The following is a 24,528-nucleotide window of genomic DNA, read 5'->3' on the forward strand; positions in this document are numbered from 1 at the left end:
ATCCGTTTGGATAGGTACAGCTTAATTGATCCTCTCTTACTTTAACGCTTCCTATAGCTGTTTGCAAAAGAAAATCGTTCCTTTTGATCAGGTGAATCCCCTGTACGCTGCTATTGTCAAATAATTCATATAGCTTGTGGCTTTTAATGAATATATATCGTTCACCAGCTTGTGCAGAGGGGGCTTGCCCTCCTTGGCATAGTTGCGGCTGACACAATCCCAGATATCCTTGCCCGTTACGTACTCATAGCCCAGCAGCTGGAATTCCTCCGCCTTACTGGAGCACATGGCCTCGATCGCATCGCTAAGTTCGTCAAAATTCAATTGTTCCGATTCCACGTGATGACACCTCCAAAGTTTCCTCGCTAAAAACAGGCTACAGGAATGTATTCGACCCTCCTTGTCCGCTTTCCTGCTTCCCGCAAAAAGATGTCACATTCTAAAGCTTGTCATGTAGTGTACAGGGTCAAGCATATCAATAAACAAGCCCGCTTTATTTACGGGCAGACTACCTGCATTGATTTCATTTTCAGGAAGAAGGAGTGCCCTTTGAGGAAACAAAGCTTTATTCAAGGAACGATGATTCTGCTGGCCGCGGGCATCATTAACCGGATGCTGGGCTTTATTCCCCGGATTGCGCTGCCGCGGATTATCGGCGCCGAGGGCGTTGGCTTATACCAGCTCGGATATCCCTTTTTCATCGTGCTGGTCACAGTGATTACCGGAGGAATACCGCTTGCCATCGCAAAAATGGTGGCCGAAGCCGAAGGGGAGAACCGCCCGGATCAGTCGCGCCGCATCCTGCATACCGGACTTACGCTAAGCCTGGGCCTTGGGCTTCTGTTCACCCTGATTGCATTGCTATGCGCTTCATGGGTCTCAAATGTTGTTCTGACGGACAACCGGGTATACTATACTTTCGTCAGTATGACCCCCATGATCTCCATTGTCGCGGTTTCTTCCATTTACCGCGGCTATTTTCAGGGCAGACAGAACATGATTCCTTCAGCACTTTCCTCGGTGCTGGAATCGGTCATCCGGATATTTTTCATGCTGTGGTTTTCCTGGATTCTGCTGCCGAAGGGGATTGCTTTTGCGGCAGCGGGGGCTATGCTGGGGGTAACCGTCGGAGAGATTATCGGAATGCTGGCGCTGCTGCTGCAATACTACTTTATCGTGAATAGAGACAAAAAGGACAGTTTATCCGGAGAGCCCTCAGAGCAAGGACTTGAAAAGCTAAATATGGTGGATCCGCAGACGGCTCCAGTAATGAGACGGCTGCTTGGTATTGCCGTTCCTGTCACAGCAGGACGTCTTGTCGGCTCCTTTTCCTATTTGCTGGAGTCTATCATTACCGCCCGCAGCCTGGCGCTTGCCGGAATTGCGACTGCTGCAGCCACTGCACAATACGGATCTCTGCAGGGTATGGTCATTCCGCTGCTGCTGCTTCCCGGAGTGCTGAGCTCTTCACTTGCGGTTTCGCTTGTTCCCTCATTGTCAGAAGCGGCAGCCCGTCATGATCTGACTACGATTCATAAGAGAATGCACCAGGCTCTGCGGCTGGCCATGGTCACGGGCGCCCCTTTTGCCGCGATCATGTATGTACTTGCCGTACCCTTGTGCACGCTTATGTACGGCAATGCGGACACCGCCCCAATGCTGCGGATGATGGCCCCTTTTGCACTGTTTCTGTATGTCCAGGCGCCGCTGCAGGCCGCCCTTCAGGCCATGGACCGGCCAGGCCGGGCCCTCATTAATACGCTGATTGGTGCAGTGGTCAAAATCCTGCTCATCCTAATGCTCGCCTCACAGCCAGAGTACGGGATCTATGGTGCCATCATAGCGATTATGGTCAACAGTATTCTGGTCACTCTGCTGCATGGAGCAAGCGTGGTAAAGCTGATCAAATTGTCGCTTAGAATCGCCGATCCCCTCAAAACACTCACCGCAATGATCATTATGGCAGCCGGGATGTCTTACGTGTATACCTCTGTACATTTCTCTGACGCCGGGTGGCTGCAGTTCTTATTGTCTGCCACGAGTGGCATGGCCCTTTATCTGGGAATCTGCCTACTCTCCGGCCTCATCTCTGTACGTGATCTGGACCGTGTGCCATTCTTCAAACGCCGGCGTTAAAAATTCATCGGCTGTGCAGCCGGTCTACATAAATTTTACCTTTATGATCGATAGAACAGAGAAACACATCACGAAAATCAGAAACACCTTTTTGGCGGATTTGGGTCCGCAGCCAAAACCTATTTTTCCCGATCATTTCCAAATTATCATCCTGTACCTTTCCGTCCATAATGAGGGGAATCGGTAGGCCTTCATACCTGATCTTTTTGCCCGGCAGCGCAGTGCTCCCAGAGGCGCCCGAATTCCCGCCTTCATTTGAATTCTGATCCTGCTCCCCGGCGGCTGTACTGCTGTTGCCGGACTGGTTCGTTGATGAGACACCTTTACTTTTTTCTATAACCGTCAGTTGCCCGCTGGTCTCCAGTATCGCAAATTCCACGTCAGCAGGGCTATCGATATTCTGACCACGAAGCTGAAGCAGCAAATCATCAAGATTGTACCGCTGTTTGCGCATTTCGTTCCGGTTGAGCTTCCCGTCTGAGATTAGGACGCTGGGCTTGCCGTCAACCAGCAGCCGCAGTTTTCTGCTCTTCAGGCTGAGCTGTGCAACTAATATTTGAATCAAAACCAGAGTTGCCATAGGTACAATCCCGTCGTAGACCGGCCGTTCGATATCTTCAATCACAAACACAGCAATTTCTGCAATCATGATGGAGATCGTCAGATCAAATACAGACAGCTTGCCGATCTCACGCTTCCCCATAATGCGCATGCTCAGGAAAATGAGGATATACATCAGCACGGTCAGAAAGATATGGACAGAAATATGCCTGAACATATTCTCTTCGCTCCCCCTTCCGCTTCTCACCCCAAAACCTGTCTCCGGGGCGGATGATTGTAACCCTATTCTGGCCTCCCTGCCAAGGGAACATTCGGAAGCTGCCATATAAATTAATGGTAAAAGGACAGACATGCCTTTCTTGTACTATTGGGGCAAGCCTTCCCATACACTGATTAGTAGTTAATGAAAGCCAAGCTCAAAAAATTAAGCGATGCTTCCGTAGCAGTTTTTTTCGAAGATGATTCTCGGGAGTTACGCTCAAAAAAATTTAGGAGGTTGTATCATGTACTTAATCCGGCGCCTGCTTTCGTGGAGAATTTCAAATCCAGTTCTGTCGGGTTTATGCCGATCGTTTATGTGGATGCTGGCAGGGGCATTTATTCTCTCACTCCTGCTGTGGGGCAGCGGCCTTAAGGAGCAGGACCTTACAATGTATACTTATATTGTCCACGGTATTGCTGCCGCATTCGGCGGTCTGACCGCCGGAAGCAGAGCTGTAAACAAGGGCTGGTATCAAGGTGCGCTAACCGGCACTTTTTACGGGGCGATTGTGCTGCTGGTCGGATTTCTCGCCCTTGACAGCTCGCCTGCCGGCATTGACGGCTTGTGGATTTTGGCTGCGGCAACGATTGGGGCACTCGGAGGAATGTTTGGGGTTAATTTGCAAAGATCCTAATAAATAGAATATTCTAAAAAATAAAAACCTTCTTCGAAAATATGTTACACTGGATTCATCTGACTGTGCAAAAGCTCAAGGAGGCTTTGAATGTTTTGCTGTATCAATCGATGAATCATGTAGTTCTCTATACCGTTGTTATTGTAGTGCTGTTAATCTGGCTCGGTACCCGGCGTAATCCTTTGCTGGCCTTTCTGGAAATCGGTAGGGAACTGCTGCGCTCTTATAAGTTTCTGCTAATTATTGCCGGAATGATTAGTGTTCTAACCCTTAACAAATACGAACTGCAGATCGAAAGGAAGATGCATCTCGGCTCCGATTTTACATCCTTCATCTTCGGGCTGGAGGGGCATTTTGTAGAGTATGTGCAGCAGCTCTTTTATTCTCCCTGGCTGACGCCGATTATTGTTTTCTTCTATATTTTTATGCTCCAGTCTGTGCTCGCCGCATCACTTGGCGTCTATCTGCTGGATAAAAACCGCGTGATGCTCTATGCCACCTGCTACACGATCATGATCGTTTATGCAGTTGCCATTCCGTTCTATTTGTATTTCCCGGTAAACGAGGTTTGGTCCTATGCTCCGGCAGGTGTCCGGTTTACAATGCTTGACGTTTTCCCGAGATTCGAACAGGAATATAGACCCCTATCCGGTCTGAATAACTGCTTTCCAAGCCTGCATACGGCCATTTCCGTTTCTACAGCGATCTTGGCTTACCGTTCCGGTAACCGGCGCTGGATGGTCATTACAACAGTCTCTGCAGTTATGATTGTGTTCGGAATCTTCTATCTCGGCATCCACTGGCTCACCGACATGCTCGGCGGAACTCTGCTCGCAGTACTCTCTACCTCCGCAGCTGTCCAGCTCGCGAAGCTTACGCTACGCAGCGGGGAAGAATCACTGGCTGTGCGGAGCCGGGCAACGGATGTTCAGTGATACTCAGATATTGCTAGAACGATTAAAGCACACAAAAAAGCGGCATTCTCCCATAAGAGAATGGCCGCTTTTTATGTATGTGGTGAAAACTACTCTTTACCTTCTGCGATTGTAACCGCATGGCTGATCGAACCGCGGTCAAAGGTGAGCTTGGTTACATCATTAACCCGCAAAACAACGATATCATCGGAAATCTCTGTGATCGTCCCGTGAAGGCCACCAATCGTGACTACCTTATCGCCTTTTTTCAGAGCTTTTAACATACTGTTCCGCGTTTTGGTTTTCTTCTGCTGCGGGCGAATAAGTAAGAAATAAAACACCACAAACATAAGTACAAACGGGCCTACAAGACCCAGAATGCTACCCCCGCCACCGTTAGCTGCTGCAAATTGAAACATATCTTTCCCTCCTTTCAGTACACATTGAAGCACAATCCAGTGTTCTAGAAGCCTTTAAGATTATCATACAATCCGTATTGTGCAAAAAACTCATCGCGAAAATCAAGCAGCCGATCTTCCCTGATAGCTTCACGCACTTTACGCATCAAATCCAGCAGGAAGTGTAAGTTATGGTATGTCGTTAACCGCAGGCCGAAGGTTTCATCGGCTTTGATTAGATGACGCAAATAAGCGCGGGAATAATTCCGGCAGGTATAGCAGTTGCACTCCGGATCAAGCGGCCCGAAATCACGGGCATACTGGGCGTTGCGTACAACGAGTCTTCCCTGACTGGTCATCGTTGTTCCATTACGGGCAATGCGGGTAGGCAGAACACAGTCGAACATGTCCACACCGCGAATTGACCCCTCAAGCAGCGCATCCGGTGAACCGACACCCATTAAATAGCGCGGTTTAGTCTGCGGCAGGAGCGGAACTGTATAATCCAGCACTTCATACATAAGCTGCTTGGACTCTCCGACGCTGAGCCCCCCAATAGCATACCCCGGGAAATCCATGGAAGTCAAATCAGCTGCACTCTGGCGGCGTAAGTCTTCATACATGCCCCCCTGCACGATTGCAAACAGTCCCTGGTCCTCCGGACGGGCATGAGCTTTGAGGCATCTTTCCGCCCAGCGTGATGTACGTTCCAGTGATTTTTTGACGTAATCATATTCTGCAGGGAACGGCGGGCATTCATCAAAAGCCATCATAATATCCGAGCCGAGCGCGTTCTGAACCTCCATCGCCACTTCCGGGGAGAGGAATTTCTTGTCGCCATTCAGATGGGAACGGAAATGTACGCCTTCTTCGGTGATTTTGCGCATGTCACTGAGCGAGAATACCTGAAAACCGCCGCTGTCTGTCAGGATCGGACGATCCCAGTTCATGAATTTATGCAATCCGCCGGCTTCGCGGATAATATCGTGACCCGGCCGCAGAAATAAATGGTACGTGTTGCTCAGAATGATGTGAGCGTCCATTTTTTTGAGCTCTTCGGGAGCCATCGTTTTGACTGTAGCCTGTGTGCCTACCGGCATGAATGCAGGTGTCTCAATGACACCATGCGGAGTGTGGACTCTGCCGAGCCGGGCTCCGGACTGCTTGCAGGTTTTAATGTGTTCATAAGTAATTGCTGCCATATGTTTAACCCTTCCTATTGCTTAATAAATAAACATTGCATCTCCGAAGCTGAAAAAGCGGTAGTGTTCCTTAATCGCTTCCTCATATGCGGCAAGTATATGCTCCCGTCCCGCTAAAGCACTAACCAGCATAACCAGGGTTGACTTCGGTAGATGAAAATTCGTAATCAGCGCGTTTACTACTGTAAACTGGTAGCCGGGATAAATAAAAATATCCGTCCAACCGCTGCCTGCCTGAAGGATTCCATCCCCAGCCTGTCTTCCGGCCGTTTCGAGCGTCCGGCAGGAGGTGGTGCCAACGGCGATAATCCGCCCGCCCCTTGACCTTGCCGCATTCAGCAGATCGGCCGTCTCCTGGGATAACTCATAATACTCTGCATGCATCACATGCTCTTCTACCTTCTCCACAGACATCGGGCGGAAAGTGCCGAGTCCAACGTGAAGGGTAATATAGGCGATATTTACGCCTTTTGCAGCAATTTGCTCCAGCAGTTCCTTGGTAAAATGCAGGCCTGCCGTCGGTGCGGCTGCTGAACCTTCATGACGGGCATAAACGGTCTGATAACGTTCACGGTCATCCAGTCTTTCCTTAATATAAGGGGGCAGCGGCATGGAACCCAGTCTGTCCAGAATTTCCTGGAAAATCCCCTGATAGATGAAGCGCAAGGTCCGCCCGCCCATATCTGACTCTTCTTCAATAACTGCACGCAGCTCATCGCTGAAAATAATGACCGCACCGGTCTTCAGCTTCTTGCCCGGCTTCACCAGCGCTTCCCAGCGGTCTTCCCCCAGATTCTTCAGGAGAAGCACCTCGGCTTTGGCACCGGTATCTTCCTTGATTCCGAACAGTCTTGCGGGAATTACCCGTGTATCATTCAGCACCAGTGTATCGCCTGGCTGAAACTGCTCTAGTATATCAGTAAAATGCCGATGTTCGAGCTGCCCTTTCTCCTTATTCACCATCAGCAGCCTTGAAGCACTGCGGTCAGGCAGCGGAGTCTGGGCAATCAGCTCCTCCGGCAGATGAAAGTCATAATCTTCTACATTCATGTTCAGTCTTCATTCCTTAACTATAGTAACGTTATTAAAATAGTGTTGCAATATTTGCCTATAATCATACCCGTTGTCCGCCATGCCCTTTACACCCCATTGAGACATGCCGAGACCATGGCCGTTCCCCCAGCCGATAAAGTAAAATCCGCTGGTACCGGTAACGACTCTGGCGGAAGCATCTGCGCCCATAACAACAGTTCCGCTGCTCTGGGCAGAAACCTTGCCGGTGGCAGACAGCACACCTGCAGTTTGAGAGCCGCCAATGGTTGCTGTAGAGCCGTCAGCGCCTAATACAGTATAACTGCCGGAAGGTACAATATCAAACAAAGTGCTGGGCAATCCGTTAAATGCCGACCGGAAAAGATCCGGGTATTTCACCTGCAGAATCTCGCCGTTTGCCTTTACTTGCGTAGCTCTTCCCGAGGGCCCGCGCTGAGTGACCTGCAGACTCCCAATGGAAGACGGCAGCGCATTGCTTGTCTTGCCGCTCAGACTCTTCAGCAGCTCGGCTGAGGTATAGGGCCCTTTAATCCAGCTGTAGCTGCCGGATTCGTAGACCTGATCCAGCACAACGGCGTTGTCACCGGGATTCAGCTTGCCTACAGGACTACTGCTGCTCTCAATAACCGGCAAAGGCCGGATATTCACATCTTTAGTTGTTGCTGTAGCTATACTCAGTCCCGCCGCAGTTTTGTCACCAGTCAATTTAATATTATCTTCACGGGCATACCCGGAGACGCCATTTGGCAGGAGCACATAATACCATTTCTTCGAGGATGCAACCGCCGCCGCGTCCTCGGCGCTTAGTACACTGACGAACACATTGCCGCCGTTATTCCATACCTCGGAGGGATCGGCTGTCACACCGCCGCTGCTTGAAGAGAAGACGGCTTCGACAAGCTTGCCGCCGCTCATCAGCACTTCACCGGCGGTGGCATCCACCGCTTTGGTAATGACAGGCGCTTCGGCTCCGATGCCGTTGTATACCTGGCTAAGGGTCGTATCCACGACATTCGCCACATCGAACCTGTTGCCCTGAGCCAGCGCATAGCTGCGAGCAGCTACCGCCTGGGCCTTCAGCGCTTCCGCCGGCCAACCTGAGGAAACTTCTCCGCCGACTACAGCATATAAATACTGCTCCAGCGGAACCTCATTGATGACTGCCAAGGATCCCGCCAAACCACTCAGCTCCAGATCACCGCGGTAGGTACGTTTGGATCTCTCCACAATCTGAATGCCGGCTTCATTGCCGGCGGCTATAAACTTCGCACCCGTACCGGACACTACGTAATGGAAGGCCTGGCCTTCGCTGATCCAGTCCATCCCCGCATCCGTCCGGATGATCAGGCCGGTGGCACCGGCAGCAACGGTCGTCCAGGCCAGCTGCGGCAACGCGGCAGCTGCGCCCGCCTGCAGCGCAGCTAACTCGCTGTCATTCACAGCTTCACCGGCCCATACCTGATACTTCGCACTGCCGTCAGCACCTGACACCAGCACCTTCCAGGCATCAAGTCCGGCATCTGCAATGCTGTTCAGAACGGTTTCCGCCTCCTGGGAAGTAGCGAATTCACCGGCGAGCAGATACTTGTTGCCCTTGACGGCTATCGTCTGGCCAGCCGGAATGGTCAGCCCCGCCTTACCTACGCGGGTAAGACCTTCTTTGGCTGCAGCCTCACTTACATACGGACCAGTATATAATTGATACACGCTGGCACCGCCGCGTGTGGTAACGAACAGCTGCGGTTTATCGGAAGTAGCCTGCAGCTTCTTCGCGGCGTCAGCAGCAGTCTGCCAGGATGGAGTCTCCATAACCTTAACCCTGTAGCCGTCCAGGCTGACGCGGATTTTGTTGCTAGCCGGAATCGGTAGTAGAGCTGTTCCGGCAACCGACTCCAGATTAAAGACTGCATTCGATTGCAGCGTTACGAACGGGACGGTGGATTTATATTTGCTGCCGATATCGGCATACAGTGCAACCCGGATGGTCCGGCTGGATTCGGCATGGCTGTCACCCGCGGGAAGCAGAAAACTGCCGGCAATCAGCGTTGCTGCAAGAAGGGTCCGGCCCAGCTTTCTAATTCCTCTGCGACTGGCAAAATTCATCAGGAAGTCCCCCTTAGAAGTTGTTGTACAAGCTGAACTAAAGATTAATCAACCGGAACCGTACACAGCTGCGGGGAATGTTTGGACTTCCGGTCGCTGTTAGGTTTGGATTTCCTGACTATAATCGCTGTTCGCGGTAGAAATCCAAACCTAAAGGCGAACGCTATCGCTCCTACAGTTCCAAACTTCCCCTACACTGCTTTTGCCTCTAGGTAAGTCTTTAGTTCAGCTTATATATTTTGATATATATTCGTTCTATTGCTGCGGAGGGAGTGGAAGACCTAAATGCTGGTACGCGGCAGGCGTCACCATTCTTCCTCTCGGCGTCCGCTGCAGAAATCCGATCTGCAAAAGATACGGCTCATATACATCCTCAATGGTCTGACTCTCTTCACCTATCGTAGCAGCAATTGTATCCAGTCCTACGGGACCACCGCGGAAAACACTGATCATGGAGCGCAGCATTTTATGGTCAATGCTGTCCAGCCCGCGCGGGTCCACCTGCAGCATCTTCAGCGACTCACCGGCAATATCCGGGGTAATAATCCCGTCGCCGCGCACCTGTGCAAAGTCACGGACCCGCTTCAGCAAGCGGTTCGCAATCCGCGGCGTCCCCCGCGAACGCAGTGCAATCTCTTCGGCGGCATCGCCGATGATCTCAATGCCGAGCAGTTCGGCATTGCGGGAGACGATGAAGCTCAGCTCATCAATGCTGTAATACTCCAGGCGGCTAACCACCCCGAATCGGTCACGCAGCGGCGCGGACAAAAGTCCGGCACGTGTGGTTGCACCGATCAGTGTAAACGGCGGCAGATCCAGCCGGACGGAACGGGCGCTCGGGCCTTTGCCGATCATAATATCGAGTGCAAAATCCTCCATTGCCGGATACATCACTTCCTCCACCGTACGGTGCAGCCGGTGAATCTCGTCAATGAACAGCACATCGCCTTCCTGCAGATTGGTGAGCAGTGCCGCCAGATCCCCGGGCCGCTCGATAGCCGGACCTGACGTTGTCCGCAGATTCACACCAAGCTCATTGGCGATAATATTGGCCAGCGTTGTTTTGCCAAGGCCCGGAGGACCGTACAGCAGCACATGATCCAGCGCCTCACTGCGCATTTTGGCAGCTTCAATATATATTTTAAGGTTCTCTTTCACCTGATTCTGTCCGATATATTCGCCCAAATAACGCGGACGCAGGCTTAATTCCACCGCTTGCTCGTCCATCATCAGATTAGCTGATATGATCCGGTCATCCATTTATTCATCACTCCGTTCTTCAAGGCTTACTTCGCTATATAGAGCAGCCCCAGCGCCTTCTTCATCAGCACATCAACAGTTCCTGTATCCGTGCCTTCTTTCTTCATCGTCAGCCAGACACGGTCAAGCTCAGCTTCAGTATAACCCAGTGCCTTCAGCGCGTCCCGTGCTTCTTCCCAAGGCAGCGCGGCTGCTTTGGCATCAGCCTCTGCAGCAACCGCGAATAATCCGGTCTGCATCGAAACGGAGCTCAGTCCGTCCAGCTTGTCGCGCAGATCCAGAATCATCCGCTGCGCGGTCTTTTTGCCGATTCCCGGCAGCTTCGTCAGGAAAGTAATATTCTCCTGATAGATGGCCGCGATCAGCTGATCCGGCGTTCCTCCCGTCAGGATCCCCAGGGCAACGCGCGGACCGATGCCCGATACCTCTATCAGCTTGCGGAACAGCTTCTGCTCTTCCCGGGTCGGGAATCCGAACAGCAGTGTCGCATCCTCACGTGTCTGATAATGGATATAGATCGTCACAGGCCCTTCCGTCTTGGCAAATGCATAAGGATTCGGGCAGAATACCCGGTAGCCGATCCCCTGGACATCCAGCACCACATATTCTGACTCCAAATGTACAACCGGTCCTCTTAAGTAATCTATCATTTTCGCAATACCTCATTTAATTTGGAATTAAGACTTACAGAATGGGCATGACATACCGCTACAGCAAGCGCATCCGCTACATCATCCGGTTTCGGGACAGCGGACAGTTTCAGCAGCAGCTTCACCATTTCCTGCACCTGCTTCTTCTCCGCCTTGCCGTAACCGACCACGGCCTGCTTCACCATCATCGGTGTATATTCGGAGACCGGAAGCCCCCGCTGCACCGCTGCAAGAATCAGCACACCGCGTGCCTGCGCAACAGGCAGCGCAGTTGTTACATTGCGGGCGAAAAACAGCTTCTCCACCGCAACCGCATCCGGCTTGTATTTGTCAATAAGCTGAACCATGCCTTCATAGACATGCAGCAGCCGCTCTTCCTCCGGTGTATGCGCCTCGGTCTGAATGGAACCATATTGAACCGGTGTTAATTTATTTCCTTCCTTATCCACGAAGCCGAAGCCGACAATTGCCAGCCCCGGGTCAATTCCCAAGATGCGCAAATCCAATCTCTCCTCTATCACAGGCAGGATATTCCACCGTTATCATCCATTGTCCGTCACTTAAGCGAACATATGTATTCCTTCTAACCATTATAGCAAAAATCCCTCTGGCGGGAGCATTAAATTTGCTCACGGCAAAAAGAGCGGAATCTGCCAAGTAACCCCGGTGCAGAAACCGCCCTTCGATATTTACAAGCCTTCTATAGTAGTTAGTGCGGGATAATATCCTTCAGTCCCCCAAGAAAACGGCTGGAAGCATAGCAGATCTCGCCATTGATCATACGAATCTCGCGGTTCTTAGTATCCACTTCGGCAATATTATCCTTATTGACCACAAAGGAGTTGTGGCAACGGTAGAACCGGGAGTCCATCTCGAGAATGTCCTTCAGCTTGCCGTAGAATTCAACCTGACGGTTCTTGGCATGCAGGATGATTTTGTGCAGCTGCGGCGAGGTCTCAAAAAATAAAATATCATTATAATCTACACTGATCATCTTATCGCCGGATTTGGTCTGGAACTTCTTGATATTATTGTACTTGTTCTGCAGATAGCGCGTATTCGCAGTATCGATACATTCAATGACCCGCTGGCGGATATCGGTGAATTTGTCCTTTGTAATATAATCCATCGCTTCTACCTTATAGGTAAACGTTAAATACGTCAGCTCCGAGTGGGTAGTCACGAAGACGATTGCACCGAGGCTGTCATACTGGCGGATCTCAGCTCCCAGAGCGATCCCGCTCTTCTCCTCCTGCAGATCCACATCCAGAAAATAAAGCCCCGTTACACGGTTATTTTGCAAATAGTCGATAATCTCCTGGGAACGCCCCGTCGAAATCACCAGCTTCATATCCAGATTCTCCATCATTATGTAATTCTCTATGTAAGAGTTCAGGCGCTTCCTTTGCTCCGGGTCATCTTCACACACAAATATCTCCAGCATTAAGCTTCCTCCTGTCTAGTAAACTTCCAGTTCCTGAATAAACTGCCCGTCTTTCCTGTAGGTATCCAGCGTTACCCCGGCGCACTGGGATACGATCTCCCGCAGATTGCTAAGCCCGAGGCCCCGGCCTGTACCTTTGGTGGAGAAGCCTTTCTCAAAAATCCGGTGCAGCTCCGGGCCGTCCGGCTGGCAGCTGTTCGCTACAGCAATCAGTACCCCTCCGGTCCGCTTGACCAGCGCCACCCGCAGGTTCGATGATTCGCATTTGATGGCTTCTTCGATTGCATTATCCAGAATGATCCCCAGACAGCGGCAGAGCTTGACAGAATCCATATTGACGGCTTCAATCGGCTCTACCGCCTCCACGACTGCATCGATGTGCAGCTCCTGCGCACGGATCAGCTTCGAGGACAGAATGCCCTTTAGCTCCTGGATTTTTACATTTTGCAGTGTGCCCAGCTTATAGTTGTTGTTCTGCATTCCCTCGCTGATCGGAAGGATTTTGTGGTCAAAATAGGTGCTGAGCCCCTCCACATCCTTAGAGCGTATGTATTCGGACATCGACAGCAAAATATTGATATAGTCATGGCGGAATTTCTGCATGTCAGTGTACATCATTTCCAGATTATCGGTGTACTCCAGCAGCCGCTCGTACTGCTCCTGCTTGCCTTGCATAAGAGCCTCTTTCATGACACTACGCGTCAGCACCATGAACACACCGATTAAGAGGATGAAATAAAATACAAACAGCAGACTGTTCGCCTGAATATTGGCATTCGTGAATCCCTGCTGCTTGCCGATTAGGATGTTAGCATAAAAAATCACTACCGTGATTACGCATAATACAGCAAACAAAAATCCGTGTCTGCGGAATAACAGCTCATACGCCTGGAATTTGGTAAAGAGAAACCGGGCCGCGAATGTGAGAAGAATGGCGATCACGATATAAGTAGGGTAGTAATAGAATCCCACGGTAATCTCTTCAAGAGAGGAATTAGTGAACCTGATATATATACCGCTTGTTATGTAGTCACTGATTACAGAAATAATTATTGAAATAATTGGAATAATTATACTGAATACAATTCCCCTGGATTTCCAGTAACTTAGTGCAATACAAAAAAGCAGAATAATAGCTATACTGGGAATTCCAATCATTCTGTATAGAGGATATCCGATACAAAGAGAGCCTATAAACATTACAAGACTGAATTTCAGATTGAATCTTCCCTGATTTAACATATAAATACTCAAAGTAAGTGTTAACATCTGAAGTCCGACCGATAATAATTCTCCCAAAATCCCTATCCCCCTCAGCTTAAGTTCATTCTGTAATTTTATACAAGATTGGTACTTTAACCCTATACATATCATTGTAATTCATACAAGATAATCTAGTAAAGCTGAATAACCCAAAAAGGCCTCCTATAGCGGAGACCTTTTCGGGTACTATTGATTACGTAGCCGTGCAGTGATGCTTAAATCGCTGATTATTTATGGACTGAGGCCTTTAATAACTCCATCGGTATTTTAGGTTCGTGGAAGAATGTCACGCAGCATGTTTCCATCGCAATATCACCGCTCTTGATTGCCGCACTTCTCACTGTTCTGGTTAGTCCGTCCTTTACCTCGTTAAACATTCTTTGCGTCATAGTTTTCATAATTATTGTAGCTCCTTTTCAATAGTTTATAGGTTATTGGCAAGATCATAAGTACTTGAAGCAGGATTCCCGTCAGCACCAGAGCCTTAATGGTCGGACTAGGAATAGCTAGGGCGATAAGCACAATCAGCAGACTGGACTTTGTTGTTGTCTTTCTTAATTTCTCTCTTCTTTCCTTGCCCAGCAGCGGAAATTTATCTGTATCCGCCGGTGCATACCGGTAAAGCAGTAATGTAGCTAGTAAACCAATGATTCCTACCTGTATGTTGTTGAACCTTATGTATTGTTCGCATAGATACGGTATACCTACGAACATAGCAGTACTTGATATACTGCAAATCATGCTGCTGCTCGCATGGAGGCCAAATGCTGTTTTGCGGATTGCGAAGTAGGCACCGTGCATGATTAATGTCTGCCAGAGCAGATGGAACAGGATGGCCGCTCCGTAAACCAGAACGAGCTTATTCAGATTAATCAGCAGCATTTCAAATCCCAGCTTCATTTTCAGATAATCAATGTATTCTCCCTCACGCTCCTTGTTCAGTCTTCGGGCCATTCTGCAGGCCAGCGATTCGGTAAATCCCATCTTTACTGCTTCTTCAGCTTCCATCTTATTTGGTCACCTCTCTTGTCCTTAATATTAAACATTTTTCTGAGAGATTTACGGTTCATACCCAGGATGAGACTTAGATGTACCAAATGCTGGCATAAATGCAGCGGCATGTCCTAAATGTACCGAAATTATACGTACCTGTGAAAACGAATACAGCGCTCTCTATGAAAAACGCCGCCGTACATCCAGAGAGTCCGGATGCGCGGCGGCGAATTGGCGGGTGGAACATATAATCTGCTCAAGTGTCAATCAGAACCTTCAGTACCTCTTGTACCTCAATCTTTTGCGGAACGACCAGGCTGCAGATTTCCTGCTCGCTTTTCATGAAGGAATAGCCGACCAGAAACGGGAAATGTTTGAACTGAATCCGGAATACTTCCGTGCCGAACATACTCTCCGGTCTGATGGAGGAGATTTCATAAATGGCATAGTCGGCAAGCAGCCCCATTTTGAATGCCTTACCCAGTGCTTCCTTGCAGCTGAAGAACATATAGGCGAAGCGGGCGGGGGATTCATATCCGGACATGAGCTCTTTTTCGCTGCCGCTCAGCATCTCTTCAATCGGCACATCCAGCCGGATGGTTTCCATATCGATGCCCACAATATTATCCTTGGAGTAGACGACCGAGAGCACATACCGCTTGGAATGGCTGAGCCCCACCTCAACCAGCTGGTCTTTAATAATCGGGAAGCGCAGGCTGCCATACTCCACCGTTATTCCGCTAAGCTCACCTTTGAAGGAATCCGACTGGTCCGCCAGGTTTTTTTTGATCGCATAACGCCCGTACAGAAATTCCTTGCGCCGGCTCTCATTGCAGATATTGCAGTACATCACGTACTCGGTGGAGCTTAATATTTTGTGAACCTCGAAGGTGTGCTGCTCCTTCATATCGATCAAGTGCGGACTAATCATGGCCTCATCCCCTTATCGTTCGCCGGCCTTAGATTTGCGGTGCCAATAATGAAACAAGAGCAGGTCCGCAACAAATCCGGCATTGATCAGCAGTATAAAGCTTAAGTAGATGCTCTGTGTAATGGAATGGACCGGATATTTGAGCAGGATGCCTGCGGTAATCAGCAGACTTGCCAGTGCGCTCAGCGGGACAACGCCCGAACTCCGGTAGTGGATCTTGCGGTACAGCCCGAGCATCAGCATCAGAATTCCCGGCAGAATCAGCGTTTCCCGCAGCTCGCCGACATTTGGCATCGCCTCCCCGAAGGTGTACACCGGAAAACGGATGCAGAGCAGAAGACCTGAAATGATCAGCAGTGAATCAATCCATTTGCGGTGTCTGCTGAGGGCGATGGCGTACCAGGCGCCAAAAACATTCAAATAAGAAAGACTAATCAGAACCAGCACGGCCGCTACACTCAGAACGAACCAATACGTGTCATCCGGAATGAATTGGTCCTCACCCACAAAGCGCAGGAACAAGAAGAAATAGATCCCGACCACCAGCAGCTTGAGTCCCCAATAGGTCTTCATTCCCGCTGTAAACTTTCTGCGAAAGGCGGTGTTGCCGCCCTGGAGATTAAAGCCGTATTTTCGGTATAGAAAATCATAGATAGTTCGCTGCATAATGTTCCTCTCCCAGCATATTGGATAGTTGTTCAATGGACGGGTGTTCAAAGACGTCGAAGAAGCTGATATCTGCATTAAACTGCTGGTTAATCTCCCGGGCAATCTCCCAGACGGTGACGGAATCCACGCCCTGCTCAAAAATGTTGGTCTGCTCATTTAAGGCCGCACCGGGCAAATACTGCTGCAGGATCAGCGAGAGCTTTTTATTTTTGCTGAGGAAATGGTTCTCGTATAAGGTCTTGGTGTCCGTCTTCCCGTTCGCGGTCAGCGGAATTTCATGGACATAGACGATCTTGGACGGAATCATGTAGATCGGCAGCAGCTGCTTCAGCACCTGGGCGATGTTCTCGGAACGGGTCGTGACCGCCAGATAGATTTTTTTGTCCCGGACAAAAGCATGGCAGTTCTGAATCCCCTGGGCACGGACGGTATATTCGATCTCCTGCAGATCTATCCGGTATCCGTTGATTTTGACCTGGGTATCCTTGCGGCCGAGATAGACAATTTTGCCCTCCGCATTCACCCGGACGAGATCGCCTGTCTTATAAACCTCCTGGCCCTGCCACTGGATAAAAGCTTCCTTCGTCTTCTCCGAATTGCCGAGATAACCAAGCGCGACCCCGAGTCCGCTGGCATAAAGCTCCCCTTCTGCGGCGCTCTGCCCTTGCTCATCCACAATATGAGTCAACGTTCCATGAATCGCTGTACCGATGGCAATCTCCTGCATTACACTTCCCTGCTCCATGACATCCAGGGTAGTAAACACGGTGTTCTCTGTGGGGCCATAGCCGTTTACTACAGTGGTATGCTTAAGCACTTCATTGACATGGGATAAGCTGAGCTGCTCTCCGCCGACAATTACACGGGAGAGACTCTTGAACATTTCCGGCTTCTTGTCCACCCAGAAGTTGAACAGGGAGCAGGTAATCCACATCACGTCAATGCCCTGGCTGATCCGTTTTTCCACATGATAGATATTCAGAATCTCCGTCTTCGATAATAAGGAAATGGTCATACCGGACAGCAGTCCGCCCCAGATCTCAATAATCGATGCGTCGAATTCCAGCGGACTGATATGGGAAATGATCTTGTCCGGGGCAAGGCCCAGGCGCTCATCCCCCAGCAGGCGGAGGACACCGCGGTCCGGAATGCCGACCGCTTTGGGCGTGGAGGTTGTGCCTGAGGTGAAGACAATGTAGCAGAGCTGCTCCGGAGTACGTGCGGGAAAGTCCCATACCTCTCTCAGACCGGGAACCGGCTGCAACACTTCATTAATTGTAGCTTTAACCTGGATCGTTTCGCGCATGGACTGCTTGCGGCCTTCCGGATAGTCCTTGTTGATCACGGTATAAGCGGCTCCCGCCTTCAATACCGCCACCATAGCGGCAATCGCCTCAATGCTGCGCTCCAGCTCGATCGCTACCACATCATGAGCCTGAACGCCCTTCACCTGCAGCTGCTGCAGATAGATATTAGACAACGCGTTTAAGTCTCCATAGGTGATGGAGCGGCTGCTCTCCGCAATCGCCACCTTGTCCCTATATTTCCGCATGTTCTCCCCTAAAATGCCGAGAATATTGTTCATTGTCCGCTTCCTCCTTTGAATGGGCTTGTCTGGCCGGATGTGATGAAACCGATGATATGGTGATATACCTGCTGCTGGAATTCGTAGTAAAAGAAATGCCCGCCCGGGTAGGTATGATACGGAATCTCCCGTTCCGACAGGTCGCTCCAGTCCTGCATGGCGGTGACGGAGTGATCCTCAAGCCCCTGAAACACAGCAATCTGGATAGCGGGATCGAATCTGCGGCAGCGGTACTGATTATCCAGGTTGTAACGGTTAACCGCTGTAATATCACTGCGGAGAGCCGGCAGAAACAGCTGGCGCATCTGCTGGGAGGCAAACTGCCCTTCCTTGATCAGGCCATAGATGCGGCAGCGTTCCAGCAGCGTATCATCGTCCGGCTCCTCTTCATCCACCGCTTCAATCCGGTGGGGCGGGGTGGCCGCCATGAACAGCAGCTTGATTACCGGGTACCCGGACTCTAGTAAGGCATGCGCCAGTTCATAAGCAATCAGGGAACCCATGCTGTAGCCCAGCAGAATCAGTTCTTCCTGCGGGTCCAGAGATTTCTTCAGCAGGGAGAACAGATCTGCAGTGATGTCCCGGATCGAGCTGGAGGGCTTCTCGGAGAACCTTCTGCCGTGACCGGGATATTCCAGGGACTGGACAGCAAGCTCCGGGCAACTGGCGTGAAGCTGCTTCTGCAGTTCCGCGAATACATTGACATGGGCACCGGCGTAAGGCAGGAGAATCAGCTTCACTGGCCGGCACCTCCCCGGGAGTTCACGCTCTCTGCATCCAGCTGCAGCAGCAGATTGTAGCAGTTGCCGTGCATCGAATACGATACGGCCGAGTACAGCCTGTAGTCTCCAGGACTGATACTCCACTGCTCTGCGCTGATTCTGCCGATAAAAGCATTCGGGCGGACGACTTCCCGGCCCTGCAGTAAAGTCTGCATGCGCTGCGAATCCAGCAAGCGGCAGGCGCCGGTCAAGCCATAGTAGCCTACGATATAATGGACTCCCTCCTTCAGGAATCCGCCTTTGAGGTTCCTGTAGGATTTCTGGAGCGTCTTCAGGCAGGAGAATTCTGCCGTGTCATCGATCTCATTGCCCCGGCCGTACAGCTCCAGAAAAACATCTGCTTCCGGATCAACTCCGGCATTCTCCAGGGAGCGGCTTACCAACTTCTTGATTGCGGTGCGGTTGACAACGGGGTTGCCCATCGTTCCGGCAGTGATATCCTTAATTTCTGCAAGAATGGTATCGCCGTCACTAAGCGCGAGCTCCCGCTCCTTCAGCAGGAAGGCAGCCCCGCCTTCCGAGAAGTACCGGCCTGAGGCCCCGTCCTCAAAAGGTTCGGTGTAGCGTTCAGCGCCTATTCCGAACTGGGACAGCTCATACGGGACCGGAAAGGTAACCGCGCTTGATCCGCCGGTAAGGGCGATGTCGAACTCCCCTTTTCGGATTTTGGTATAGGCGCTGTACATCGAGCTGATCCCCGAAGTAGAGGCTTCACTGATGAGCTCAACGGCAGGAGGACGGCCCAACTGGAGCAGCTTAAGATAGCCAAGCGGATCAATAAGCTTCACCGCATCTCGAAATGCCTCGCCCTCCACTCGCATTAATGCGAATTTGGAGAGGCTGTCTGTCTGGGCGGTTCCTACCGAGACAAGCAGATTGTTCTTTGGACCCAGCACATTCCGGTCCGCAAGCGTCTGCAGCAGGGAGAGTGTGATCCGTTCGCTGGACAGCAGGAATCTGCTGTCCGGCCCGGAGATATGCTCCAGCATGAAGTGCTCCTCTACGGAGGGATAGAACACCCCGTCGAAGGAGGCGGCCTCACCCGGCTCCTGATTATAGGTTCGTTCAAGCTCATGCACACGGCTCTGCCAGGTCGCATTCTTTCGGCGCATCAGTTCTTCCGCACTGTCCGATTCCCGGCCCGGGTAATCATAGATTGCATCAACGATAACTACTCGGCGTTCATTCATTGGCTTCCTCCAGCAGATCTCTGACGTATTGGCTGAGCTGCGTGATGGTCGGGTAGATGAACACATCCGCCACTTCCATATCAATCTTGAACTGTTCTGCCACCGGACCATAGATGCCGAAGGCCTTGAGCGAATCGCCGCCCAAATCTGTGAAGCTCTTATTCACATCAATGTCATTGCGGTCCAGCACCGAAGCAAACACAACCGTGACGAACTTCTCTACTTCATCCTGGCTGTCGCAGCCTGTAATCGTTAAGGCGGAGTACTCCTTAATCTGAATCTTGGCAGCCTCCTCCGCCATAGCATCCGGAGCTGCAGCTGCGGCGCTGCTGCCTGCATACTGCTGCGGCAGGCGGATATATTCGGCTAAGAATTCCGCCGTCTTGGCTTTGTTGAACTCACCGGCGATAACCCTGCCGAGCTTCTTATCCAGCGAGAGTCTGATATATTCCCTTCCGACCGGCGAAGAGAGTGACTTCATCAATAAATGCTCGTCTGCTGCGGCCAGATCGCCGAATTGCAGCGCCATACCGGTATCTTTCCAGCCCGGCCACAATACTGTGGTTGCCGCTTCATCCCAGAAGCCTTCAAGGAAGGCATTAGCGAAGGTGTACGAGAATTGGCCTGCCGATCCGGCAATCGTGGTCATGGAGGAGCTGGCAAGGAAGAACTTCAATGGCTGGCCTTGCAGATATTTGCGCAGCAGCAGGGTCCCTGTTACTTTTGGAGCTACAATATTTAAGAATTCCTGTTCAGACTTCGTGAAGAGCATGCCCTCTTCCGGAACCCCTGCCAGATGAACAACCCCTGCTATGCTTCCTGCTCCGGCCAGGCTGCCTACAACCTGCTTGACCTGTTCTTCGTCTGATACATCGCAGCTGTGGAAGGACACGTTAGCGCCTTTGCCCAGCACCTGGTTCATCCGGTTCAGCCTGCTGCTTTCTTCGGCTGTCAGCGATGACTTGGCCTGCAAGGCGGAATAGGAATCCTTGCGTCCAAGGATGGCAATGTGCAGCTTCGGCTGGCGTTCCAGCAGAACATCGATGTATTCCATCCCGATGCCGCCGTAGCCTCCGGTTACAATCACACAGTCTTCTTCATTCAGCTGAAGGTTTGCATCCGCCGGGGTCTTCGCCTCGACCAGCGCTTCCTCATACAACTGGTTATGATCAACCAGCATTTTCTTGCCATCCAGCTCTTCTATCTCCGCGATACTGAGGATCTTTCCAAGATCGAATTCCGCCAGGTTCAGCATTTGCGTCTTGAAGCCGGTATTCTCCAGGCCCAGAATTCTTCCTGAGCTCAGCAGGGAATAGTTCAGCGGATTAAGCGTGGTGTCAGCCGTATCCAGAGCGAAGCCGTTATCAGCCAGGATCAGCACTTTGCCCTTGCGCTTGACCAGCGAATTGGCCTGCTTGGCAAAGTCAAAGTAATGCAGCATTTCCTGCTGGGTGACGCTGGTATCCGGCAGGGACTCCCCAAACCAGGGAGCATAGATCACGAAATCGTATTTCTCTGCAGGCTTGAAGGCTTTGAGCGTTCTGTAATCCTGCAGGTCTACACCTTCACGCTGTTCAGCGGCGGCAAGCTCAAGCGCCTGCCCGTTGCCGACGACCAGAACGGTCTTCCCGGCAGCTGCAGAAGCCGCTGTCTCCGGTACACGGTAAGCCGAAGGCATCCAGGTCACTTCATGCAGGTAAGGCTTGAAATAGGCGTTGGCAAAAGCCTTCATAACGTATTTGTCCAGGTAAGCTATGGACTCGCCAAGCTCGTTGTAGACGGAGATATTGGCCGTAATGACATCATGATCTCCGGCCGGGTCGTAGAGCAGCTCTGTCCTGGAATATATCCGGCCGGTGAACGCTTTGCCGGTAAAGGTGAATTTACCGTAGGACAGCGGAAGGTAGCTTTTGCCGCGGGCTTGGGCACGCTCATACACCATCGCGCCAAGAATGCCGTCAAGCAGGGAAGGATGCAGGTAGAATTTCTGCAAGTCACCGGCAAATTGCTCATGAAGCGTCAGGGACAGCAGGATCTCGGAGGCGGCTGGACGGGCCAGGCGGAAATTCTGCTTGGCGAAATCCCAGCGGCCTTTAAAGAAGTTATTCTCTTCGGAGCCGAAGTCCGCGGTTAGCAGCTGCTGTTCGAACATGCTGTTCACGTCTACAGCCTGCTGCGCAGCCTCAAGCTCCGCCTGTCTGATGGTAAAGGAGGCATGCGTCACATAGTTGTTCATGTCCTGATTTTCGTAGGAGAAGACTTCGATCTCCAGCTGCTTAGCGGAACTCTTGCCGACGTGGATCTGGAACTCTCTGCGTTTCTCCTCCAGCTGAATCAGATTTTTGAAATAGAGCTTCTCCAGCTGGAACGCCGGGGTTCCGAAATATAGGGCAGCCAGCTCAGCGGCGAGCTGTGTATAGGTGGTTCCGGAGAAGGTCCGCTGGCCGCCGATCCGGTGATCGTCGACAAACCAGTCATCCGGTGACAGCTGAACGGTGTAGACATCGGAATGCGCAGTTTTCAGCGTCTGTTTGCGGATCAGTGTGGATTGCACGGGCAGGCTGGGCCCGGAATTCTCGTAGGTGTTGTGCTTTTTAACATTGGCCCACAGCACCTGCCGTTTGAATTCATAAGTCGGCAAGGAGAGCGTAACTGCATCCTGATAAGGATACATTTCCAGTGCCAGGTCATAACCTTCCAGATATAACTGGATCAGTTCGCCTGTCATGTACTGGTCGTAGCCGGTTTTGAGCCGGTGCTGCATCAGCTTCCTCATATCACCGGTTATCTCCTGAATTTCGCCTTGAACGATTCCTTCCGCAGGCTGTCCGCTGGCCAGAACACCAATGGCTGCACGCAGCTTGCCGGTGAATTCTGCGAAGGATGTTGCTTCGAACCCGATACCATTCTTAAAATGATTCCGTTTGTGAATCAGCGTATAGGAGATGTTGTGCAGGCTGAAGGCTTCCAGTCTGCCTGCCTGGCGCACGAATTTATTCAGGACTGCAATCAGCTGCTCTGCGGTTTGGGCTGAGAAAACGAAGGGATAAGGTGCTGATGACTTCACCGGCTCGCGGCGTGTCTCATATTCCTCCAGTACAATATGGGCATTGGTTCCGCTGAATCCGAAAGAGCTGATCCCTCCGCGGCGGGGATATTTGCCTCTTTCCCATTTCCGGACTTTTGTGGGGATATAGAAAGGGCTGTCGACAAACTTGATATACTCATTGGGTGATTCAAAGGACTGGTTGGGGAAAATCTCCTGGTTCCGCAAGGCCAGCGACATCTTGATCAGTCCGCCTACACCGGCTGCACCTACGGTGTGCCCGATATTCTCCTTAAGGCTGGTAAGGGCGCAGAAGCCCTTTTTGTCCGCATGCTGCTTGTAGGCGTCAGTAAGTCCTCTGACTTCAATCGGGTCGCCCAGCTTGGTGCCGGTGCCATGGGCATCAATGTATTCTACAGTTTCGGGAGAGATGGAGCTGCGTTCATAAGTCTCCAGCAGCAGGTCTTTCTGGGCATGCGGATTGGGAGCGGTCAGCCCGTTCGATTTGCCGTCGCTGTTGATCATGCTTCCCCGGATAATGGAATAGATATTGTCGTTGTCTTCGATTGCATTCTTCAGCCGCTTGAGGATGACAATCCCCACCCCTTCGCCGAAGATCGTCCCCTGCGACTCCGCATCGAACACCTTCAGGAATGAACGGGAGGTCTCTACATTGCTGTACTGGTCCAGCACACTACCCTGGCGGGGGAACAGGCCAAGCGCGATACCGCCGACAATCGCTGTATCAATTTCCTTGTCACGCAGCGTCTTCACCGCCAGATGGGCAGCCACCAGCGAGGAAGAGCAGGCGGTATCAATGACAAAGGAGCCGCCCGACATGTTGTAGATATAATTGAGGCGGCTGGCCAGTATGCCCTCCCAGCAGCCGGAGTTTACATAGTTTGAATCCTCCTCGATCTCTGAGCGGTAATTAGCGGTAATGGACTTGTCCTTCCCGATATAAATCGCTGTTTTGCTGTCCTTGATGGCGTTCAGCTTGATTCCCGCATCTTCAAGTGCCAGGTAGGAATGCTTCATCACTAGACGGTGGGTCGGGTCAATATATTTGGCCTCCTCCGGGGAAATACCGAAGAACTCCGGATCAAAGGTATCAATATCCTCTAGGTAAGCGCCCTTCTCCCGGCAGAGCCGCTGCAGGAACTCCTCCGGGGTCGTCTTCAGGTGGTCAGCACCCTTCTGCAGATAGTCATGATCCTTCGGAATGTACTGAATCCGGTTCTCCGGGAACTCCTTAAAGCCCCTCATCCCGTGCTTGACCGCCTGATAGAACTCAAAGGTATCCTTCACATTGCTGTATTCGCAGGAGATGCCCACGATCGCGATATCATCGGGAATAATCTCCTCCAGCAGGGCCTTGCCGGCCGCCGAATCCAAATTTCCTTTTTTGACCTGATCAAATATATATTCGCCTGCTCTCATTGCGTTCGCCTC

Annotated in this window: 22 protein-coding genes; 3 read left to right on the forward strand and 19 right to left on the reverse strand. The window is 51.3% G+C overall.

What is annotated here, in order from left to right; translation table 11 throughout:
• Positions 1 to 87: 87 nt before the first annotated feature.
• Entirely contained in the window at positions 88 to 339 is a 252-nt protein-coding gene (locus L6H70_RS11610; protein ID WP_206101610.1) for a post-transcriptional regulator, read from the reverse strand.
• Positions 340 to 549: 210 nt separating this feature from the next.
• Here L6H70_RS11610 and spoVB point away from each other — a divergent pair, with 210 nt between their 5' ends.
• Positions 550 to 2,136: a stage V sporulation protein B gene (gene spoVB, locus L6H70_RS11615; RefSeq protein ID WP_236332906.1), complete on the forward strand. Its 1,587-nt coding sequence runs from the start codon at positions 550 to 552 to the stop codon at positions 2,134 to 2,136.
• 4 nt (positions 2,137 to 2,140) lie between these two features.
• Here spoVB and L6H70_RS11620 read toward each other — a convergent pair whose 3' ends face one another.
• Positions 2,141 to 2,914, reverse strand: a complete 774-nt coding sequence (locus tag L6H70_RS11620; RefSeq protein ID WP_236332908.1) for a YetF domain-containing protein — start codon at positions 2,912 to 2,914, stop codon at positions 2,141 to 2,143.
• A gap of 286 nt (positions 2,915 to 3,200) precedes the next feature.
• On the opposite strand from L6H70_RS11620, the gene L6H70_RS11625 reads away from it, so the two are divergent.
• Positions 3,201 to 3,593 (forward strand): TIGR04086 family membrane protein, encoded by a 393-nt coding sequence (locus L6H70_RS11625; RefSeq protein ID WP_236332910.1) that lies wholly within the window; start codon positions 3,201 to 3,203, stop codon positions 3,591 to 3,593.
• A gap of 95 nt (positions 3,594 to 3,688) precedes the next feature.
• Positions 3,689 to 4,528, forward strand: a complete 840-nt coding sequence (locus tag L6H70_RS11630) for a phosphatase PAP2 family protein (RefSeq protein WP_236332912.1) — start codon at positions 3,689 to 3,691, stop codon at positions 4,526 to 4,528.
• 89 nt (positions 4,529 to 4,617) lie between these two features.
• On the opposite strand, the gene yajC is transcribed toward L6H70_RS11630, so the two are convergent.
• The 17 genes from yajC to L6H70_RS11710 form a co-directional block, all read right to left on the reverse strand.
• Complete coding sequence (gene yajC, locus L6H70_RS11635; RefSeq protein WP_206101614.1) at positions 4,618 to 4,926, reverse strand: preprotein translocase subunit YajC; 309 nt, start codon at positions 4,924 to 4,926, stop codon at positions 4,618 to 4,620.
• Positions 4,927 to 4,970: 44 nt separating this feature from the next.
• On the reverse strand, positions 4,971 to 6,107 hold the full coding sequence (gene tgt, locus L6H70_RS11640; protein WP_236332915.1) for a tRNA guanosine(34) transglycosylase Tgt: 1,137 nt from the start codon (positions 6,105 to 6,107) through the stop codon (positions 4,971 to 4,973).
• A 21-nt stretch (positions 6,108 to 6,128) separates the two neighbouring features.
• Positions 6,129 to 7,157: a tRNA preQ1(34) S-adenosylmethionine ribosyltransferase-isomerase QueA gene (gene queA / locus L6H70_RS11645; protein WP_236332917.1), complete on the reverse strand. Its 1,029-nt coding sequence runs from the start codon at positions 7,155 to 7,157 to the stop codon at positions 6,129 to 6,131.
• Positions 7,158 to 7,166: 9 nt separating this feature from the next.
• Positions 7,167 to 9,263 (reverse strand): SpoIID/LytB domain-containing protein, encoded by a 2,097-nt coding sequence (locus tag L6H70_RS11650; protein ID WP_236332919.1) that lies wholly within the window; start codon positions 9,261 to 9,263, stop codon positions 7,167 to 7,169.
• Positions 9,264 to 9,518: 255 nt separating this feature from the next.
• Entirely contained in the window at positions 9,519 to 10,523 is a 1,005-nt protein-coding gene (gene ruvB / locus L6H70_RS11655) for a Holliday junction branch migration DNA helicase RuvB (protein ID WP_236332921.1), read from the reverse strand.
• 26 nt (positions 10,524 to 10,549) lie between these two features.
• Positions 10,550 to 11,173, reverse strand: coding sequence for a Holliday junction branch migration protein RuvA (ruvA, locus tag L6H70_RS11660; RefSeq protein ID WP_236332924.1), 624 nt, complete (start codon positions 11,171 to 11,173; stop codon positions 10,550 to 10,552).
• Positions 11,170 to 11,673: a crossover junction endodeoxyribonuclease RuvC gene (ruvC, locus tag L6H70_RS11665; protein ID WP_054941889.1), complete on the reverse strand. Its 504-nt coding sequence runs from the start codon at positions 11,671 to 11,673 to the stop codon at positions 11,170 to 11,172. The genes ruvA and ruvC overlap by 4 nt, the downstream gene beginning before the upstream one ends.
• A 209-nt stretch (positions 11,674 to 11,882) precedes the next feature.
• A complete protein-coding gene (locus tag L6H70_RS11670; RefSeq protein WP_236332926.1) occupies positions 11,883 to 12,617 on the reverse strand; it encodes a LytR/AlgR family response regulator transcription factor in 735 nt (244 codons plus the stop codon).
• A gap of 15 nt (positions 12,618 to 12,632) precedes the next feature.
• On the reverse strand, positions 12,633 to 13,589 hold the full coding sequence (locus tag L6H70_RS11675) for a sensor histidine kinase (RefSeq protein ID WP_236332928.1): 957 nt from the start codon (positions 13,587 to 13,589) through the stop codon (positions 12,633 to 12,635).
• A gap of 518 nt (positions 13,590 to 14,107) precedes the next feature.
• The gene (locus L6H70_RS28915; protein ID WP_423802795.1) at positions 14,108 to 14,278 is read right to left on the reverse strand and encodes a cyclic lactone autoinducer peptide; all 171 of its coding nucleotides are present in this window, start codon (positions 14,276 to 14,278) and stop codon (positions 14,108 to 14,110) included.
• The gene (locus tag L6H70_RS11680; RefSeq protein ID WP_236332930.1) at positions 14,250 to 14,888 is read right to left on the reverse strand and encodes an accessory gene regulator B family protein; all 639 of its coding nucleotides are present in this window, start codon (positions 14,886 to 14,888) and stop codon (positions 14,250 to 14,252) included. The genes L6H70_RS28915 and L6H70_RS11680 overlap by 29 nt, the downstream gene beginning before the upstream one ends.
• 241 nt (positions 14,889 to 15,129) lie before the next feature.
• Positions 15,130 to 15,804 (reverse strand): 4'-phosphopantetheinyl transferase family protein, encoded by a 675-nt coding sequence (locus L6H70_RS11685; protein WP_236332932.1) that lies wholly within the window; start codon positions 15,802 to 15,804, stop codon positions 15,130 to 15,132.
• Between the two features lie 12 nt (positions 15,805 to 15,816).
• Complete coding sequence (locus L6H70_RS11690; RefSeq protein ID WP_236332934.1) at positions 15,817 to 16,470, reverse strand: hypothetical protein; 654 nt, start codon at positions 16,468 to 16,470, stop codon at positions 15,817 to 15,819.
• Entirely contained in the window at positions 16,451 to 18,058 is a 1,608-nt protein-coding gene (locus L6H70_RS11695) for a non-ribosomal peptide synthetase (protein ID WP_236332936.1), read from the reverse strand. The genes L6H70_RS11690 and L6H70_RS11695 overlap by 20 nt, the downstream gene beginning before the upstream one ends.
• Entirely contained in the window at positions 18,055 to 18,798 is a 744-nt protein-coding gene (locus L6H70_RS11700) for a thioesterase II family protein (protein WP_236332938.1), read from the reverse strand. The genes L6H70_RS11695 and L6H70_RS11700 overlap by 4 nt, the downstream gene beginning before the upstream one ends.
• Positions 18,795 to 20,030, reverse strand: a complete 1,236-nt coding sequence (locus L6H70_RS11705; RefSeq protein ID WP_236332939.1) for a beta-ketoacyl synthase N-terminal-like domain-containing protein — start codon at positions 20,028 to 20,030, stop codon at positions 18,795 to 18,797. The genes L6H70_RS11700 and L6H70_RS11705 overlap by 4 nt, the downstream gene beginning before the upstream one ends.
• The gene (locus tag L6H70_RS11710) at positions 20,023 to 24,516 is read right to left on the reverse strand and encodes a beta-ketoacyl synthase N-terminal-like domain-containing protein (RefSeq protein ID WP_236332941.1); all 4,494 of its coding nucleotides are present in this window, start codon (positions 24,514 to 24,516) and stop codon (positions 20,023 to 20,025) included. Before L6H70_RS11710 ends, L6H70_RS11705 begins: the two co-directional genes overlap by 8 nt.
• Positions 24,517 to 24,528: the final 12 nt, after the last annotated feature.

It is taken from the genome of Paenibacillus auburnensis (genome assembly GCF_927798115.1).
Classification (GTDB): Bacteria; Bacillota; Bacilli; order Paenibacillales; family Paenibacillaceae; genus Paenibacillus_AQ; species Paenibacillus_AQ auburnensis.

Excerpts from the sequence above, each read along its gene's own strand:
- L6H70_RS11620 (WP_236332908.1), bottom strand. The coding sequence starts at position 2,914 with ATGTTCAGGCATATTTCTGTCCATATCTTTCTGACCGTGCTGATGTAT.
- L6H70_RS11625 (WP_236332910.1), top strand. The coding sequence starts at position 3,201 with ATGTACTTAATCCGGCGCCTGCTTTCGTGGAGAATTTCAAATCCAGTT.
- yajC (WP_206101614.1), bottom strand. The coding sequence starts at position 4,926 with ATGTTTCAATTTGCAGCAGCTAACGGTGGCGGGGGTAGCATTCTGGGT.
- tgt (WP_236332915.1), bottom strand. The coding sequence starts at position 6,107 with ATGGCAGCAATTACTTATGAACACATTAAAACCTGCAAGCAGTCCGGA.
- queA (WP_236332917.1), bottom strand. The coding sequence starts at position 7,157 with ATGAATGTAGAAGATTATGACTTTCATCTGCCGGAGGAGCTGATTGCC.
- L6H70_RS11650 (WP_236332919.1), bottom strand. The coding sequence starts at position 9,263 with ATGAATTTTGCCAGTCGCAGAGGAATTAGAAAGCTGGGCCGGACCCTT.
- ruvB (WP_236332921.1), bottom strand. The coding sequence starts at position 10,523 with ATGGATGACCGGATCATATCAGCTAATCTGATGATGGACGAGCAAGCG.
- ruvA (WP_236332924.1), bottom strand. The coding sequence starts at position 11,173 with ATGATAGATTACTTAAGAGGACCGGTTGTACATTTGGAGTCAGAATAT.
- L6H70_RS11670 (WP_236332926.1), bottom strand. The coding sequence starts at position 12,617 with ATGCTGGAGATATTTGTGTGTGAAGATGACCCGGAGCAAAGGAAGCGC.
- L6H70_RS28915 (WP_423802795.1), bottom strand. The coding sequence starts at position 14,278 with ATGAAAACTATGACGCAAAGAATGTTTAACGAGGTAAAGGACGGACTA.
- L6H70_RS11680 (WP_236332930.1), bottom strand. The coding sequence starts at position 14,888 with ATGGAAGCTGAAGAAGCAGTAAAGATGGGATTTACCGAATCGCTGGCC.
- L6H70_RS11685 (WP_236332932.1), bottom strand. The coding sequence starts at position 15,804 with ATGATTAGTCCGCACTTGATCGATATGAAGGAGCAGCACACCTTCGAG.
- L6H70_RS11690 (WP_236332934.1), bottom strand. The coding sequence starts at position 16,470 with ATGCAGCGAACTATCTATGATTTTCTATACCGAAAATACGGCTTTAAT.
- L6H70_RS11695 (WP_236332936.1), bottom strand. The coding sequence starts at position 18,058 with ATGAACAATATTCTCGGCATTTTAGGGGAGAACATGCGGAAATATAGG.
- L6H70_RS11705 (WP_236332939.1), bottom strand. The coding sequence starts at position 20,030 with ATGAATGAACGCCGAGTAGTTATCGTTGATGCAATCTATGATTACCCG.
- L6H70_RS11710 (WP_236332941.1), bottom strand. The coding sequence starts at position 24,516 with ATGAGAGCAGGCGAATATATATTTGATCAGGTCAAAAAAGGAAATTTG.